The 14,946-nt window shown below is 53.4% G+C and carries 14 protein-coding genes and 1 riboswitch; of the genes, 13 read left to right on the plus strand and 1 reads right to left on the minus strand.

Going from position 1 to position 14,946, the window contains the following annotated elements; translation table 11 throughout:
- Positions 1-3: 3 nt before the first annotated feature.
- From BM412_RS01900 to BM412_RS01940, 9 genes are all read left to right on the plus strand, one after another.
- Positions 4-1,101 (plus strand): glycosyltransferase family 2 protein, encoded by a 1,098-nt coding sequence (locus BM412_RS01900; RefSeq protein ID WP_091213169.1) that lies wholly within the window; start codon positions 4-6, stop codon positions 1,099-1,101.
- Positions 1,098-1,850: a glycosyltransferase family 2 protein gene (locus BM412_RS01905; protein ID WP_091213171.1), complete on the plus strand. Its 753-nt coding sequence runs from the start codon at positions 1,098-1,100 to the stop codon at positions 1,848-1,850. Before BM412_RS01900 ends, BM412_RS01905 begins: the two co-directional genes overlap by 4 nt.
- 31 nt (positions 1,851-1,881) lie before the next feature.
- Positions 1,882-2,607 (plus strand): sugar phosphate nucleotidyltransferase, encoded by a 726-nt coding sequence (locus tag BM412_RS01910; protein ID WP_091213174.1) that lies wholly within the window; start codon positions 1,882-1,884, stop codon positions 2,605-2,607.
- A complete protein-coding gene (locus BM412_RS01915; protein WP_256256080.1) occupies positions 2,604-3,818 on the plus strand; it encodes a GT-D fold domain-containing protein in 1,215 nt (404 codons plus the stop codon). The genes BM412_RS01910 and BM412_RS01915 overlap by 4 nt, the downstream gene beginning before the upstream one ends.
- 21 nt (positions 3,819-3,839) lie before the next feature.
- Positions 3,840-5,201, plus strand: a complete 1,362-nt coding sequence (locus tag BM412_RS01920) for a glycosyltransferase family 2 protein (protein WP_091213177.1) — start codon at positions 3,840-3,842, stop codon at positions 5,199-5,201.
- A 100-nt stretch (positions 5,202-5,301) separates the two neighbouring features.
- Positions 5,302-5,589, plus strand: a complete 288-nt coding sequence (locus BM412_RS01925) for a nucleoside-diphosphate sugar epimerase (protein WP_091213180.1) — start codon at positions 5,302-5,304, stop codon at positions 5,587-5,589.
- 25 nt (positions 5,590-5,614) lie between these two features.
- The gene (locus BM412_RS01930; protein WP_091220098.1) at positions 5,615-5,971 is read left to right on the plus strand and encodes an alpha-helical endospore appendage domain-containing protein; all 357 of its coding nucleotides are present in this window, start codon (positions 5,615-5,617) and stop codon (positions 5,969-5,971) included.
- Positions 5,968-6,288, plus strand: a complete 321-nt coding sequence (locus BM412_RS01935; protein WP_091213183.1) for a hypothetical protein — start codon at positions 5,968-5,970, stop codon at positions 6,286-6,288. The genes BM412_RS01930 and BM412_RS01935 overlap by 4 nt, the downstream gene beginning before the upstream one ends.
- Positions 6,285-6,593, plus strand: a complete 309-nt coding sequence (locus BM412_RS01940) for a hypothetical protein (RefSeq protein WP_091213184.1) — start codon at positions 6,285-6,287, stop codon at positions 6,591-6,593. The genes BM412_RS01935 and BM412_RS01940 overlap by 4 nt, the downstream gene beginning before the upstream one ends.
- 57 nt (positions 6,594-6,650) lie before the next feature.
- Here BM412_RS01940 and BM412_RS31750 read toward each other — a convergent pair whose 3' ends face one another.
- The gene (locus tag BM412_RS31750) at positions 6,651-9,017 is read right to left on the minus strand and encodes a putative bifunctional diguanylate cyclase/phosphodiesterase (RefSeq protein WP_177245613.1); all 2,367 of its coding nucleotides are present in this window, start codon (positions 9,015-9,017) and stop codon (positions 6,651-6,653) included.
- A riboswitch (cyclic di-GMP riboswitch) is annotated at positions 8,991-9,091 on the minus strand. It overlaps the preceding gene by 27 nt.
- 226 nt (positions 9,092-9,317) lie before the next feature.
- Here BM412_RS31750 and BM412_RS01955 point away from each other — a divergent pair.
- The 4 genes from BM412_RS01955 (at position 9,318) to BM412_RS01970 (ending at position 14,929) form a co-directional block, all read left to right on the plus strand.
- Positions 9,318-10,478 carry a GntR family transcriptional regulator gene (locus BM412_RS01955; RefSeq protein ID WP_256256081.1) on the plus strand — a complete coding sequence of 387 codons (1,161 nt, stop codon included), beginning with the start codon at positions 9,318-9,320 and terminating at the stop codon, positions 10,476-10,478.
- A gap of 18 nt (positions 10,479-10,496) precedes the next feature.
- A complete protein-coding gene (locus BM412_RS01960; protein ID WP_091213190.1) occupies positions 10,497-12,845 on the plus strand; it encodes an AraC family transcriptional regulator in 2,349 nt (782 codons plus the stop codon).
- A gap of 242 nt (positions 12,846-13,087) precedes the next feature.
- Positions 13,088-14,023: an ABC transporter permease gene (locus BM412_RS01965; protein ID WP_091213193.1), complete on the plus strand. Its 936-nt coding sequence runs from the start codon at positions 13,088-13,090 to the stop codon at positions 14,021-14,023.
- Positions 14,024-14,038: 15 nt separating this feature from the next.
- The gene (locus BM412_RS01970; protein WP_091213196.1) at positions 14,039-14,929 is read left to right on the plus strand and encodes a carbohydrate ABC transporter permease; all 891 of its coding nucleotides are present in this window, start codon (positions 14,039-14,041) and stop codon (positions 14,927-14,929) included.
- Positions 14,930-14,946: the final 17 nt, after the last annotated feature.

A 14,946-nucleotide genomic window follows, 5' to 3' on the forward strand; every position in this document is an offset into this window, starting at 1 on the left:
CGTATGCAATCCAGGAAGTCAGGCCGCTCGGGCAAAAGAGCGACTACTAGGACCCGCACGCATCGCTCGCGTGCGGCTCGAACAGGCCAAGAGCGCGCTGCCGGAAGCTATACCGGCAAGCTGAGGAACGCCTTTAATGCCGGCTATGCCGAAGCTGCGCTTCTCCGTAAGAACGGGCATATCACGCTGGCCGGCACCACGGAAGCGAAGCTGCGAATGAATGAGCGCTGGACGATGCGCTGCGCAGGCCGAAACCACACCGATGCGCTGCGAGTTAAACGGCTAGCCGAAGGCAGAGCGTATGCCGACGGTTTCGCCGCTGCCCTGGATTTGCCGCGGGGCATGTGGCAGCCGATCGCAATGAGCAAGTCTGTCGCGGCCGTCGTCCTCGCCGTCCCGGGAATGAATCCGTCCGCGATCAAGCAGCTGCTGCGGCTGCCGCTCCAGGAAGTGATCGTCGTGCTGGAGGGGGGCAGCGAAGGCGAGTTTGCCGAGCTTCGCGCGCTACCGGAGATTACGATTATGCAAATCGGAGAGACGCTCGGCGCGGATGTCGGGCGGGCGATCGGAGCGCGAATGACAAGGTCCGATATTGTCCTGTTTGCTGACGGACAATCGTTAATCGCAGCAGAGCAGCTGGCGCTCATGCTCTCCATTGCTGAGACCGGCGCGGACATTGTAGTGGAGGATCAGACGCCTTCACTTGGGGTGTTCAAGACTTGGGAGGAAGCTGCGCGGGTTCGGGCGTTCATGAACTGGTCGCTCGGCCGCTCTGAGCTGCTGGCAAACTCGGTTGAACTGCTGCCGCATGCTTGGTCGCGGCATGGGATGGAAACCGTCGGCGTATCGACGCTTGCGGTCCCGCCAATGGCGCACATGGCCGCCATTCAGCACAAGCTGTTATTCCGAAGCTGCTCGCTGAATAAGTCGCGCAAGAACAAAACGGCCTCCGTAAGAGGACCGGTTGCGGTAGTCTCCAAGGAGCTGTCCGTTGGCGACCACATCGAAGCACTGCAGACAGCAATGAGATCGAAAGGTCCAAGACTGACATTTCCAGATCAGGTTCGGCGGCGTGCCGCTGCGGGAGGAACAGCTACATGAAAGGCATGACGAGCATTATTATACCGAGCTATAACGGTTTATCGCTTCTGCAGGATGCCATTGAAGCCATACGCCGGTATACCGACTCGAATGAGACGCCTTATGAAATCATTGTCGTCGACAACGGCTCTGCGGACGGCACATGCAAATGGTGTATCCGCGAAGGGATTCCCTGCCTGTCACTGGCCAGAAACACCGGATTTCCCTTTGCCTGCAACCGTGGATTGCGTATGGCACGCGGCGAATATCTGATGCTGCTAAACAACGATGTGACCGTCTCAGCCGGATGGCTGCCTGCACTGATCAGGGCGCTGACGGCACGCGCAGATATCGGCATGGTTGGCCCGGTAACGAATTACATCAGCGGCAGACAGCAGGTTGATTATCCGTTCAGCTCCATGGAAGAGTTTCACGGGCAAGCTGCAACCGCGCTCCTGCAGGAAGCGAAGCGCAGTGAGCCCATTATGCGGCTGGTCGGCTTCTGTATGCTGTTCAAGCGTTCGCTCTATGAACGGATCGGCGAGCTTGACGAGAGGTTCACGCCGGGTCACTACGAGGACGATGATTATTGCTTCCGGGCTCGCATGCACGGGTACTGTCTGCTCATGTGCAGGGATGTGTTCGTTCATCATCGCGGGAGCGCGAGCTTCAAACGCAGCAATCCCCAAGAGTTGCAGCAGCTCGTCGAGCGCAATCGGCAGCATTTTATCTCCAAGTGGAAAGTAGACCCCGCTAAGTTCATGTTTTGAGCGCAAAGGCAAAGCAAAGGAGGTTATTTATTTGAAAGCTGTTATCTTGGCCGGTGGTACGGGAACGCGCCTTATGCCGCTGACGAAGCTCTTAAACAAACATTTGCTGCCGGTCGGAAGGCTCCCGATGATTTGCTATAGCATTAACAGTCTGCAAGAAGCCGGAATTACGGATATTTTGCTCATTACCAGCCGAGCCTCTGCCGGGATGTTTACGTCTTTTCTCGGAAGCGGTGTAGAGTACGGAGTGTCGCTTACTTACCGCATCCAGGAAGAAGCCGGAGGCATTGCCCAGGCGCTTGAGCTGGCGCGCTCCTTCGTAGGCGAGGATGCCAAATTTATCGTGCTGCTCGGTGACAATTTGTTCGAAGAGTCGCTGGCCCCTCATCTGGAAGCGTTCATGCAGCAGGCTGAAGGTGCGATGGTGCTGCTTAAGCAAGTGCCTGACCCTGAACGCTACGGAGTACCGGTATTCGATGAGGATGGGCGGATTATACACATCGATGAGAAGCCGAAGAAGCCTTTAACCGACAGCTGCGTAACCGGGATCTATATGTTTGACGGCGAGGTCTTTCATTTCATTGCGGCACAGACGCCATCGCTGCGCGGGGAACTGGAAATTACCGATGTGAACAACGTTTACGCGAGCATGGGGAAGCTGGCGCACCGGTATATTACCGGTTGGTGGACAGATGCCGGTACCTTTCAATCGCTTCTTGAAGCTTCGATAAAGTTCAGCGGGGATGATGGGCCATGAAGGCGTTGCCGCGTAAGGTGGAGGGGACCCACAAGAGCGTGATGCTCACAAGCAGCAGTCGGCAAGATCAGGGGCGGGTCGCCGCCAAACGGAGCGTGCCGGCACAGAAGCCGCAACCACAGCCGCAGCAGGTCCATGCTCTCGCAGCGGCTAAGACATCGGGAGGCGTTGCGCCGCCGAAGAGTGTGAAGCAACGGGCGGCTCCGGCGGCAACCGGAGGCAGGGGCGGAGCCGCAAATGCCGGGCAGTCGAGAAAATCAAGCGCGAGCGGACCGAAGAAAAGGACAAGAGGGCGGAAGTCGTCCTTGGTCAAGAAGCGGGGTCGCCGCCGGAGACAGCGTGACAGCGCGCTGCAACCTGGCATGGAGCATGGGCAATTCCATGACAATGCTTTTACGGCTGGCTATGAGCTTGGCAAGTATGAGGGGGGCGAGCTGCTGCTGGAGCAAGTGCTGCCGATGAATCTGCTTCTCCCCGAGGTACGTCTACAAGACGTCATTGCCCTCGGTGCCGAGCAATTGCGGCCGAGATGTCTGCCTCTAATGGATGTTCACGAGGTGTATGCCGAGATGGAACAGGCCATTCATGATCGCAGACCGTGCGCGGTCGTTAGGCTTGGTGACGGAGAGCTGCTTACGCTGGCGCAGGATGTCGTCTACGACACCGCTACGATCCAGCGGGAAGGCACCTTTCTGCCTTACGCCGGCGTGAATCCGCCGGATCTGCTGGCGCGCGATCAGCTCTTGCACGCCATACGCCATGCGCATATCGTCGGTGTGCCGCTGGCGCGCAGGAAACATTTTCACCCGCTGCTGCATCCGGTGTTTCGCGCGCATCATCTTGACCCCGGGACGCTTCGGATGACGAACTCGACGGTCAATTACGGGCTTTCCCAAACCGGCTTGCTCGGCAGCCTGCTCGCCGGCAAGCAGCTGCTCGTCATCGGCAATGCAGCTCCGGCGCTGGCGCATATGCTCTCGGAACGGGGATTCATCGTGTCGGGGCTCATCAGCCCGGTACGGGGAGTGCGCGATGTGGAACGCGTCATCTTGGAGAGTCGGCATGTGGTATTTGATTTGGCGCTCGTATCCGCGGGAATTGCAGCCGTGATGATCTGCACTCGGATCGCGCACGAGCGGGGCAAGACAGCGCTTGATTTTGGCCATATGGCAGATGCCCTTGTGAAGGGTCAAATCGCGCTTACGCATTAAAGACAGGAGAGGGCAGAGCGAATGAGAAGGCAAGCGCATGCGCATCGCAAGCGGAAGAAATCGACGGCTACGAGTACCTCTGCGGCTCGCAAGACGAAGAAATCCAGCCGGTTTCCAATCGGAATGGAAGCCGGCTATCAGGAAGGCGTCCGCACGGGGTACTTTGGCTTCGGTACTTATTTTGAAGGCACCAGCATCATCATTCCAAGCTACAACAAAGTGGATTTCTTGAAGAAATGCATAACCAGCATCGAGCATCACACGGGCAGCGCCTATGAAATCATCATCGTGGACAATGCGTCGACGGACGGCACGGCTGCTTATCTGCGCGGGCTCGGCAACCGGGTGCGGTATCGGCTGCTGGAGACCAATCGCGGGTTCGCCGGCGCGACAAATATCGGCATGATGATGGCAAAAGGCTCATATTTGATGATGCTCAACAACGATACGATCGTGACGGAGCGTTGGCTCGACAATATGATGGCTTGCTTAAACAGTGATCCCGCAATCGGCATGGTTGGGCCCGTGACGAACTACATCAGCGGTGATCAGCGTATTGAAGTTCCCTACAGAAGCGTGAAGGGGATTGCTCCATTCGCAAGACTATATAATATTCCAAACCCGGCTAAATGGCAGCGAACCGACCGATTAACGGGCTTCTGTCTGCTGTTTCGACGCGAGCTGTGGGATCGAACCGGCTATCTGGACGAGGGCTACCGAATCGGCAACTATGAGGATGACGATTACAATATCCGCGTTCGTTTGCAAGGGTATGCGCTCGCTATCGCGCGCGATTCGTTCATCCATCATTTCGGCAGCGTAAGCATGAAGGCGCTTGGAGAGAAGTTCGTTGAGGTCAACGACCATAATCTGCAGGTATATGTGGAGAAATGGGGCAACCCTCATGACCTTGTCCATCAAGTTCAGGCTGTGCATGCTTCGGTGAATTTGGCGCAAGGGGAGTCGGCTTTATTTCCTCAATACGTCGTCGTTCGCGGTGTGACGGGCGCGCTCTTCTGGGTGGAAGGCGGGATGCGCCGTCCAATAGTAGGCCAAGTTTCACTGCCTGTTGTTCGGCTCTCGCAAGTGGATTTGCGCCGCTGGCCGATTGGGGAGAGCATTGCGGCCGAAGCGGTGGAAGCAGGCTGGCTCGGTAGAAGCCTCGATGGCGCGCCGACGTTGCAAGGGGTTACGGCTGCAGGCGTGGACGGCAGCTTCTATGTGGTCGAGAACGGCGTTCGGCGGCGCGTGGCCAGCGCGAAAGCAGCAGAGGCGTGGTGCTTGCAGTTGAAGCCTGCAGGACTGGTGACGGAGGAGCAGCTCGGCATGCTCCCGGAGGGCTTGCCGATTATCGCGCCCGTTCAGGTTGCCGATCAGTTGTAGCGCCTTGGCTGTCTTGGCTGTGCCAAGCGGAGAGGGCGCCGCATATGTTAACAAAGAGACCGATTCCTGATATTGCGATAGGTAAAGGAGGGACTGCGCCTTGCAGCATATCGTAACGGAAATGATTGAGCATATGTCACATTCCCATGAGCAGCTGGCGCGCGTCTTGGAGGCGAAGCGTCATGTCGCAGTCCGGATGGCACAGATTGTGCACGCATTGCCGGATACGCACCCAAGCTTCGGCGGGGTCAGCGAGCTGATGGATAATTCCCAAGTGATGACCAGGAGTGTAGTGGCTTATTTGAACAGCATTGCAGAGCTGCAGGAGTCGCTTGCCCTGACGATTTCGGTCGTGATGAAAGAGATGGACGTCGAGGACGAAGAATAGGCGGAGGAAAGGAAGCGTGCTGGTTATGAGTCGTGAAACCGCATATATCCGAATGCTGGATGCCTCCGCTAAGCTGCAATGGAATGTGGCGATGATTCTGGAGGCAAAGGCCGTCGAAGCGGAGAAGGTTCGCGCTTGGCTGTGCAATCATATCACGCCGGACGCATTTACAGAGCATCAAGACCAATGGAAATCCTCGATGATGGTCCACGATCAGCTTGTGGAAGTGATTGACGGACTCGCGAAGCTCAATCATGGGATGACCAATGTACTGAAAGCGGCGCTGCGCCAGGTGGATGATATGGGAATGGGGGCGGGACCGATGAACGGCATCGAGAATATGCTGGGCGGACCGTTCGATATGGGAGATAAACAGCGATGAATTGGAGCTTGAAGGAGCGGGAGGTACGGATTGAGCTGCTCGCGTCTCTCTCCCGCAGCCAACAAGCCGTCGCTCGCATTCTGAACAGCGTCGCCGCAGAAGCCGAGCGGGCGCCGGGGCTGGCGGAAGCCATACAGCGCAACATGAAGCGGCTCGAGGCGATGCAGTTGACGCTTACGACGATGGTAAGCGCCATGGAGAGCAGTCAAAGCCAAAGACGAAGCAGAGCCAACCGCTCTGCTATGCCATGGCTGAGTGCAGTCGTACAGGTTGGTTCGCATCCAATACGGGAAGGTAAAGGAGGAACCGGAAAGTGATTGTAGCGGGAATAAGCGGGAAGAAAAGCAGTAAATTGCCAATCGCACCACGGGTCACGCCGAACAAGACTTCAAGCCATGCAGCAGGCAGCTTGAAGAAGGTCGCCTCTACAACGAAGCGTAAACGGACAAAGTCTGGGACCGGCAAGTCTTCCGTGCGCAAGCAGAAGCGTGGAAGGAAGCGGGGATTAAGCAGTCCGGGTTATAATCGAGCCTTCGATAATGCTTATAATCAAGGCTATAATCTCGGCTTTGCCAAAGGTTTCGAGGATGGCCATCAGCTTGCCTATGAACAGCAAACCTAATGGCGATCAGCAGCTTGGAGGGAGTTCGGGCCATCATAGGATCGGGCTTGTACTCCCCTACGAATTGCTAAGCGCATGGGCCGGAGCAAGCAGCAGGGCTACTTCGGATGCCGCAACGGGATAGCCGATGAGATAGCCTTGTGCCCCGTCGCAGCGCTGTTCCTTCAAGAGGGCCAGCTGAGTCTCGTTCTCGACCCCTTCGGCGAGCACTTGAAGCTTGAGACTATGAGCCATGCCGATAATCGCCGTGACGATCGCCAAATCATCTTGATTGTGATCGATGTTGCGAATGAAGCATTTGTCCATCTTAAGGGTATCTACCGGGAAAAGGCGCAGATAGCTAAGCGACGAGTATCCGGTCCCGAAATCATCAATGGAAATGGAAACACCGAGCGCCTTCATTTCGTGCAGCTTGTCTATAAGCGGGGCTTCGAAATTCGATGAAGCAACGCTTTCTGTAATTTCCAGATCAATGAGGCGCGGCTCGATCCCGGTGGACAGCAGGATCGTCTTCAGCATCTCAATCAGGTTGTCCTGCTTGAATTGGCGCACCGATAAGTTGACGGACACCGGCAAGGGGGACAAGCCCGCTTGCTTCCAAGAATTGATTTGATCGCACACCTGCCGCACTACCCACTCGCCTATCGGAACGATAAGCCCGGTTTCTTCGGCAAGCGGTATGAATTCCGCCGGAGAAACGGCACCGAACTTCGGATGCGTCCAACGCAGGAGAGCCTCGAAGCCGCTCAAGCGGTCGGCTGACAAATCCTTCTTGCCCTGATAGACCAAATGAAGTTCGTCTTGCTGGAGTGCTTTGCGCAAGTCCTGCTCCAGCATCATTTTCCGCAAATTAACCTCGTTCATCTCCGTGCTGTAGAAGGCGTAGTTGTTTCTCCCCTGCCTCTTAGCCGCATACATAGCCGCATCCGCGTGAATCAGCAGCGTATCGGCATCCTGACCGTCTTTGGGATACATTGCAATCCCGATGCTCGTCGTAACGCTAATCTCTTGCCCTTTGAGGATGAAAGGCTCCGAGAGCCGTTCCAGCAGGGGCTCAATCAGCGCCCCTAACGTTTCTGCGCTGCTATTCGGAAGCAGGATGACAAACTCGTCACCGGCAAGTCTGGCCGCAAAGGATGAAGGCTCCAGCGATGCCTGAAGCCGCTTCGCGAAGTTCTTAAGCAGACGGTCCCCATGGGGGTGCCCGAACGTATCGTTGATGGATTTGAATCGGTCCATATCAAGAAACAAGACCGCGAAGCTGCATGGATGATTAGCGGCATTCCGAAGCTCTGCTTCTATCTTCATAATGAATTGATAGCGATTCGGCAGATCGGTCAATTGATCGTGATAAGCCATATAATTAATGGTTTCACGGGCGTTCTTCGTTTCCGAAATATTACGGAAGTTCGAGAGGATGGCCGGGCGATTATTGAACAAAGTCGATATCGAATTGGTTTCCACCTCGATCACTTCTCCATTGACCTTGTAAATACGAAGCTCCGTATAATCCAAGATGGTTTTGCCTGCAATAAGGTCAGCCGCTTTCGCGCGGATCAGGTCGTGATACTCCGGCAGAGCCAAGTCAAATACATCAACGCCGATTAATTCATCCAGATGCTTCGCGCCGAGCATCGCCAGCCCCGACCGATTCATATGAACAATCTTATTATCGATTTGAACGATATTGGCTTCGGGAGACAGCTCGAAAATTTGCCGGTACCGGTTCTCATTATCCAGCGCTTTCTTCTCGCTTCGCTGTGCATGCGCGATGATTCGGCGTCCGATGATGCATACGCTGACACAAGTGATGCAGCACATGGTGAACAGGGTGAACTGTACGACTCGGGAGATCAGGTCCATTTTGAGCATATAGGGGTTAAACAATTGATGGACGATGAGTAGCACAATGCCATATCCGCTTGCCAACAGCGTTACATAGCGGTCCAGATAGATGAGGGAGAGAAGCGCGAAGAGGAAGACCACGGTACCGGAATTCGGCGTGGGTATAAAGCACATGACGATGGAGCAGAGCAGGAATGAATAGGCGGAAATAATTAATTTCCCTTTCAGCGTCTTGTAGGTCTGCCGGTAAACGAAATAGAGCACAAAACCAAGCGGAATGACGGAAGAGACGAATCGTATGAAAACTTGAAAGGTTATCAGCTCAAGCGAGAGAACGGTTACATAGATAGGGAGCGAGGACAGGATAAGAAACATTAACGTGTAGGTCAGTAGCTTCGAACTAAACTGCTCGTATGAGGTGGCCAAGCCGATCACATCCTTTCTGTGTCCATATTGGTATACAAAAAAAAAAACCGGCCCTTCAGAGCAAGATGGCGGCAATAGACCGATACGCATCTTCCCGCTTGGAGGCACCAAGGTCAGCAGATTAACTTCGGCAGTCTGGCTGTCGTATCCCATTCCTTGTTAGGAGAAAAGACTTAGACCCAATGACTTTGCGCCCCCTGCTTTCGAAGGGTTTGCCTATGAGAAACGATTCAATTTTGACGAAATATGTAGGAATATAGTTCTAATCTTATTTTCCATAATATCTCAGTCGCGTGAATGGGTCTATGGAACCTATTTAAAAGGATAGAGTTGGTATTTATGAGCCTGTGCGGTGAGCGGTGTTATTAAATAAAGGACTAAAGACTTATATAATTAGGACTATAATCACAATGGAATTCAAGAGCAGGCTATGGATTGACACAGATGATACACATGTCATATAGTCAAGCTAATCTAGCAGAGATGAAGGTGAATTGGTTGTCTACCTACCCGTATCACCGTATTAAGGAAGATATTCGAAAGCGCATACATATAGGCGAGTGGCAGGGATCTTCGCGATTGCCGTCCAGCCGCAATTTGGCGGAGTCCTATCAATCCAGCGTTAATACGATCGAGAAGGCAATTAAGGAGCTCTGCGGGGAAGGACTTCTAACACGGGACAACCGCCGAGGTACTTATCTCGCAGATGGCGGGCTGAGTTCCGTGTCTCAATCGATGAGCGGGAGCGGGCTAATCGCCGCATCTGTTATCGGCATCGACAACCCGTTATGGGGAGCCGCCCTGCGCGGGATCGAGGATGCGCTGCAGCCGAAGGGCTATCAGCTGATGAGCAGCAGCGATAACCGCAGCTTTGATAAGCTGGAGTCGTTCGTTGCGAGCGCGATTGAAAGGCAAGTGGAGGGGATTATTCTCAGTCCGATCCACGGGGGACAGGACGAGCTGCGCAGTCGGCAGCTCTACGAGCGGTTATCGGCAAGCGGGATCCCGGTTATTTTCTTAGATCGGCGGGTTTGGGACAGCGATATCCCCTTTGTGACGAGCGATAACGCTGCGGGCGCTTATTCGCTCACGAAGTTGCTGCTTGCCAAGGGGCATCGGCGGATTGCGTTCGTACGCAATTCGGATCTCAGCACGTTCTATGAACGGCTGCTTGGCATGAGACAAGCTTTCATCGAAGCAGGTGTTCCTTTCGAAGCGGATTACGACTTGAGCATCCCAACTCGGTTCGAGAATTTCGAGAGTGAAATCGAAGCGTTTGTTTCTCGGCTTGCGTATGCGCTGGGGACGATGCGGTATACGGCTGTTTTTGCGGCGAATGATCAGATTGCCGAAGCTGCGCTTGCTGCACTTGAGCGGCTTGGCAGGCGCGTCCCGGACGACATGTCCCTGGTTACTTATGATGCGCAGGGGTTGAACGGGAAACTTCGACTGGATATCACAGGTGCGAACCAGCCTTTCTATGAGATGGGACGCAGCGCTGCCCTTCAATTATTGCATGCGGCAGAAGGCAAGCAGCCGATCGCGGTTGCCGGACATATTTGCAAAGCGGACATTCATTACGGCAGCTCGGTTAGGGAAGCAAAGATTGAATAACAAGGGTGGTACTTGCTTATGAGCCTCATTCGTCTGTTTCAAGAAAAGAAATATTTGCTGCGCATCTTCTTATGGATTGCAGGCATTATTTTGCTAATCGTCGTTTCATTCTCAGCCCTGGTCTATGTGAATGTAGAGAAGAAGGTGTTCAAGAGCGAATACGAGAACAGCCAGAAGGTACTCTCGCAGATGAAATACAACATCGATTATCTCGATACGATGATTCGCAATATTACCCTTTCCACCTATGGCAGCAATGACGTGAAGGCGCTTATGTATTTGAACGATGAGGAAACGTACGAGCATTTGAATGTCATCAATAAACTAAACGCGACCATTGTGGCGAACAATCCGTTCATTCAGTCCATCTACATCTATAACAATCATAAGAAGCTCTATTACTCGACATATGGCGATTTGTATCATAAGGACGCAGAGCTCGATAAGGTGCTGCAAAGCTATACGACCATTCCGGTGCTCCGTGCAATTGTGCGCCGCAGTGCGGAATCCGATGACCTAGGCGCAGGAGGAACTGCTGCGAATACGGTATTAAGCTATGTGATGTATGAGACGACGGATCGCGATAACCGAATGGATGGCGCCATCATTCTGAACATTAAGCTGGATTGGCTCGTCGATAACATTCGTGCCATTAACCGGATTGAGGCCGGCGCGCGAAGCGAGCTCTACATCTTGGACAGCGGCAATGGGCTGATCGAGACCGATCCGGGTAATCCGGTGCAAGGCTCGACCTTCGCGAATACGATCAGGCAAGCTTATGTGGACCAAGCGAGCGGCACAGAAGCCCAGTCTGCGCAGCCGTCGGGTTTCTTCGATCAGAGCATTGGCGGCGAGAAATATATCATCTCCTATATTCGTCTGGAGAAGACCGGCTGGACACTGCTGGATGCGAAACCGTACAAAGAAGCATACGCGAACTTGAAGCAGCTGCTCGATACGATTCTGCTCATTACGATGGCCATCTTTGCCGGCGCGCTGCTGCTGACCTTGTCTGTTTCTAGAGGGATCTACAAGCCGGTGAGAAGGCTGATGGAACAGACCTCCCTTGGCGGCTCCGTAACTCCGGGGGCAAAGGATGAATTCTCCTATTTAACCGAGGTGTATCGGAAATCAAGAGAGCAGCTGTACGAGTACCATTTGGAGAAAAACAATAATACGGGCATTATGAAGCTTTATTTCCTCAAGCGGTTGCTTGTCGACAGCTTCAGTATGAGCGGCACGGCATTCGGGGAGGCGCTTCATTCCCTCCATCCTGCTTTGTCGCAAGAGAAGCCGTTTGTAATCTGCGTGCTGCGTATCGACAACTACAAGCTCTTCATGACGAAAAGCTTGGTGGAGCGGGAGCTTCTGCGTTTTGCGATAGCCAATATAACGACGGAGGTCATTAGCCGTTCATTCGCACATCAAACGGTAGATATGAAGGATGATTCGTTTACGATCCTGCTCAATATCGATTCCGCCCTGCAGGCTGCATCAGTCGAGGAATTGTTGGTGGAAGCGCAGCGCTACATTAAGGAACATTACAAAATTTCCTTCTCTGTCGCGATCAGCGAGCCGATTGAACATTATCAAGCGATTGCGGCGGCGTACAGCCACACGTTCACGAACAGCTCCTATCGTTATGTGCAAGGCCATATGGCGGTCATCACGCAAGCGGAAATCGATGAACAGGCGAGCAGTATCGCTATGGAGCAGGTGATGGAGCTTACGGGCAAGTTCATCGAGGTCGTCAAGAAAGGCGATCCCATGCGAACGGAAGAGAAGTTCCGCGAGCTGTTCCGGAATATCCGCAAGCTGGAGTACAGCGACATTATGCTTGCCAGCATGCAGGTCGTGCATCATTTGAAGAAGGCTGTATACGAAATGAACCGCACGCTCAAGGAGCCGATTCATATCCATGCGAAGCTGCTAAATCGGGAGCTGTATGAGGAGGAGACGGCGGAACAGTTCGAGGAGCAGCTGCTTGAAGCGGTTCTGACGATGACGAGTGAGCGCAAATCGGCTGCTGAGGAAGGCAATCAGGTGGCGGCTGATACGATCAAAGCGTTCATCGATTCGAATTATTTTGACTCCTCTCTCTCGGCGACCGATATTTCAGGCATGATGCGGCTCTCCGCTTATAAGCTGAGCAAGATATCGAAGGAGCATTTCGGCATGTCGATACCGGAATACATCAATCAGGTCCGACTTGCGAAAGCGGTGGAGTGGATGGAGAACTCGAAGCTGAGCATTCAAGAAATTATGCGCAGGGTCGGCATCGAGAATGAAAGCTATTTCTATAAATTGTTCAAAGCGAAGTTTGGCTTGACGCCGCGGGAGTATATCGCCGGGCGAGGGAAAGGGTGAAACCATTTCCCCGCTGTCTGGGATGCTGCCCCCGCCGTTGTGGAAGTTGAGATGTCAAAAGGCCGCCGATCCCAGTATCGGCGGTCTTTTTTTGATTTTGTACAGTGGATTTTCGGCGCATTTTATTATCGTACAGTGCTTTTTTGACGCTGCAAAAATGAGCAGTTTCGCCGATGACCCATTGCGCCGTATGCTCAGAATCGTAAACAACGAAGTCGCAAAACGGCACAAAGGAGGAGCACATGAGCAGAGGAATCACTTCGGCATTAAAGAAGGAATGGAAGCATTTCACGAAAGGCAGAAGCTTATTAATGATCAGCCTGCCCGCGATCATCGTCGTCTTTATTTTCTATTACCTGCCGCTCTTTGGCATCGTGATCGCATTTAAAGACATCAATTATGCCGACGGCATTTGGGGCAGCGCCTGGTCGGGCTTAAACAATTTTAAGTTCTTCTTCAACTCCCAGGATGCGATGCGGATCACGCGTAATACGCTCCTGTTGAATGGGGTATTCATCGTCGTCGGGACGATCTGCTCCGTTATTGTAGGACTGCTGATGGCGGAAATGGGCAGAAGGCTCGTGAAAATTTTTCAAACGATCCTGTTCTTCCCTTACTTTCTCTCGTGGGTCGTCGTCGGGTTTGTCACCTACATTCTGCTTAACCCAACTTACGGCGTCATCAATAAGGTAGTGGAGCAATTCCATGGCACGGCTGTAGATTGGTACGGCAATCCGTCTTATTGGCCGCTCATTCTGACGCTGACTTACCTGTGGAAGAACGTCGGCTACACCGCGATTATTTTCTTCACCGGCTTGCTCGCGATTGATTCGAGCTATTATGAAGCTGCTTCGATTGACGGAGCCTCCCGCTTGCAGCAGATTCGCAACATCTCGATTCCATTAATTACGCCGCTCATCACGATGCTGACCATGTTGAACATCGGACGTATTTTCTACTCTGACTTCGGCTTGTTCTACTTCATACCGAGGGACGCAGGGATGCTCTACTCGACCACTGATGTAATGGACACGTACGTGTATCGGTCGCTGCGCGTCGTCGGGGATCTCGGAATGGCCTCGGCGGCAAGTTTGTATCAAGCGGTTGTCGGACTCATCTTAGTGCTGACAACGAATCTGCTCGTTCGAAAATACAGCAAGGACAACGCGTTGTTCTAATGGAGGTGAGCGCAAATGCACGCAGCTAGAGCGGGCAGGCCGGGCGGCAATCATGTACTGATCGTACTGGTTCTGACCCTGCTGTCGATTCTGATTATTTTTCCATTGCTGTACGTGGTATCGGTCTCGCTCTCCTATGACGCCGACATTGCCAGGTACGGTTACCAGCTCATTCCGAAGCGGTTGACGTTTACCGCCTACTCTTATTTGCTTCAGAATCCGAAGCTGCTGCTGCAATCGTATTTCATTACGATTGTCGTCACGGTGGTCGGAACCGCAATCGCCCTGCTCCTTACGTCCTCGATTGCATACGTCATGACGCGTAAGGATTACAGGTACAGCAAGGCAACGACCTTCTTCGTGTTCTTCACGCTGCTCTTCAATGCGGGACTTGTCCCCTCCTACATGATCATGACGAATGTGCTGCATCTGCAGGATACGATCTGGGCTTTAATTCTACCGTATGGCGTCAGTGCTTGGTTCGCGATGCTGATGAAGGGTTTTATGCAGGGACTGCCTTTTGAAATCATCGAATCCGCGAAGATCGACGGCGCAACGGAGCTGAGCATTTTCGTGCGAATCATACTTCCATTATCGAAGCCGGCGCTTGCGACGATCGGGTTGTTCTACGCGCTGGCGTTCTGGAATGATTGGTGGCTGGCCATGCTCTACATTCAGAACGAGAAGCTGATCCCGCTGCAGTTCTTCTTGAACCGCATCATGACCAATATCGAGTTTCTGACTAAGAACGTGCAGGCCGGCATCAGCGTTGATCTGAGCGCGATTCCGACGGAATCATCCCGCATGGCAATTGCGATTCTCGCGGCTGGGCCGATGCTGTTCGCGTTTCCGTTCTTCCAGAAATATTTGGTCAAGGGGTTAACGGTTGGTGCAGTGAAAGGCTAACAGCTCATGAATGTTTC

It is taken from the genome of Paenibacillus sp. BC26, assembly GCF_900116125.1.
In the GTDB taxonomy this organism is placed as follows: Bacteria; Bacillota; Bacilli; order Paenibacillales; family Paenibacillaceae; genus Paenibacillus_Z; species Paenibacillus_Z lignilyticus.

Excerpts from the sequence above, each read along its gene's own strand:
- BM412_RS01900 (WP_091213169.1), top strand. The coding sequence starts at position 4 with ATGCAATCCAGGAAGTCAGGCCGCTCGGGCAAAAGAGCGACTACTAGG.
- BM412_RS01905 (WP_091213171.1), top strand. The coding sequence starts at position 1,098 with ATGAAAGGCATGACGAGCATTATTATACCGAGCTATAACGGTTTATCG.
- BM412_RS01915 (WP_256256080.1), top strand. The coding sequence starts at position 2,604 with ATGAAGGCGTTGCCGCGTAAGGTGGAGGGGACCCACAAGAGCGTGATG.
- BM412_RS01920 (WP_091213177.1), top strand. The coding sequence starts at position 3,840 with ATGAGAAGGCAAGCGCATGCGCATCGCAAGCGGAAGAAATCGACGGCT.
- BM412_RS01930 (WP_091220098.1), top strand. The coding sequence starts at position 5,615 with ATGAGTCGTGAAACCGCATATATCCGAATGCTGGATGCCTCCGCTAAG.
- BM412_RS01935 (WP_091213183.1), top strand. The coding sequence starts at position 5,968 with ATGAATTGGAGCTTGAAGGAGCGGGAGGTACGGATTGAGCTGCTCGCG.
- BM412_RS31750 (WP_177245613.1), bottom strand. The coding sequence starts at position 9,017 with ATGGGATACGACAGCCAGACTGCCGAAGTTAATCTGCTGACCTTGGTG.
- BM412_RS01955 (WP_256256081.1), top strand. The coding sequence starts at position 9,318 with ATGTCATATAGTCAAGCTAATCTAGCAGAGATGAAGGTGAATTGGTTG.
- BM412_RS01960 (WP_091213190.1), top strand. The coding sequence starts at position 10,497 with ATGAGCCTCATTCGTCTGTTTCAAGAAAAGAAATATTTGCTGCGCATC.
- BM412_RS01965 (WP_091213193.1), top strand. The coding sequence starts at position 13,088 with ATGAGCAGAGGAATCACTTCGGCATTAAAGAAGGAATGGAAGCATTTC.
- BM412_RS01970 (WP_091213196.1), top strand. The coding sequence starts at position 14,039 with ATGCACGCAGCTAGAGCGGGCAGGCCGGGCGGCAATCATGTACTGATC.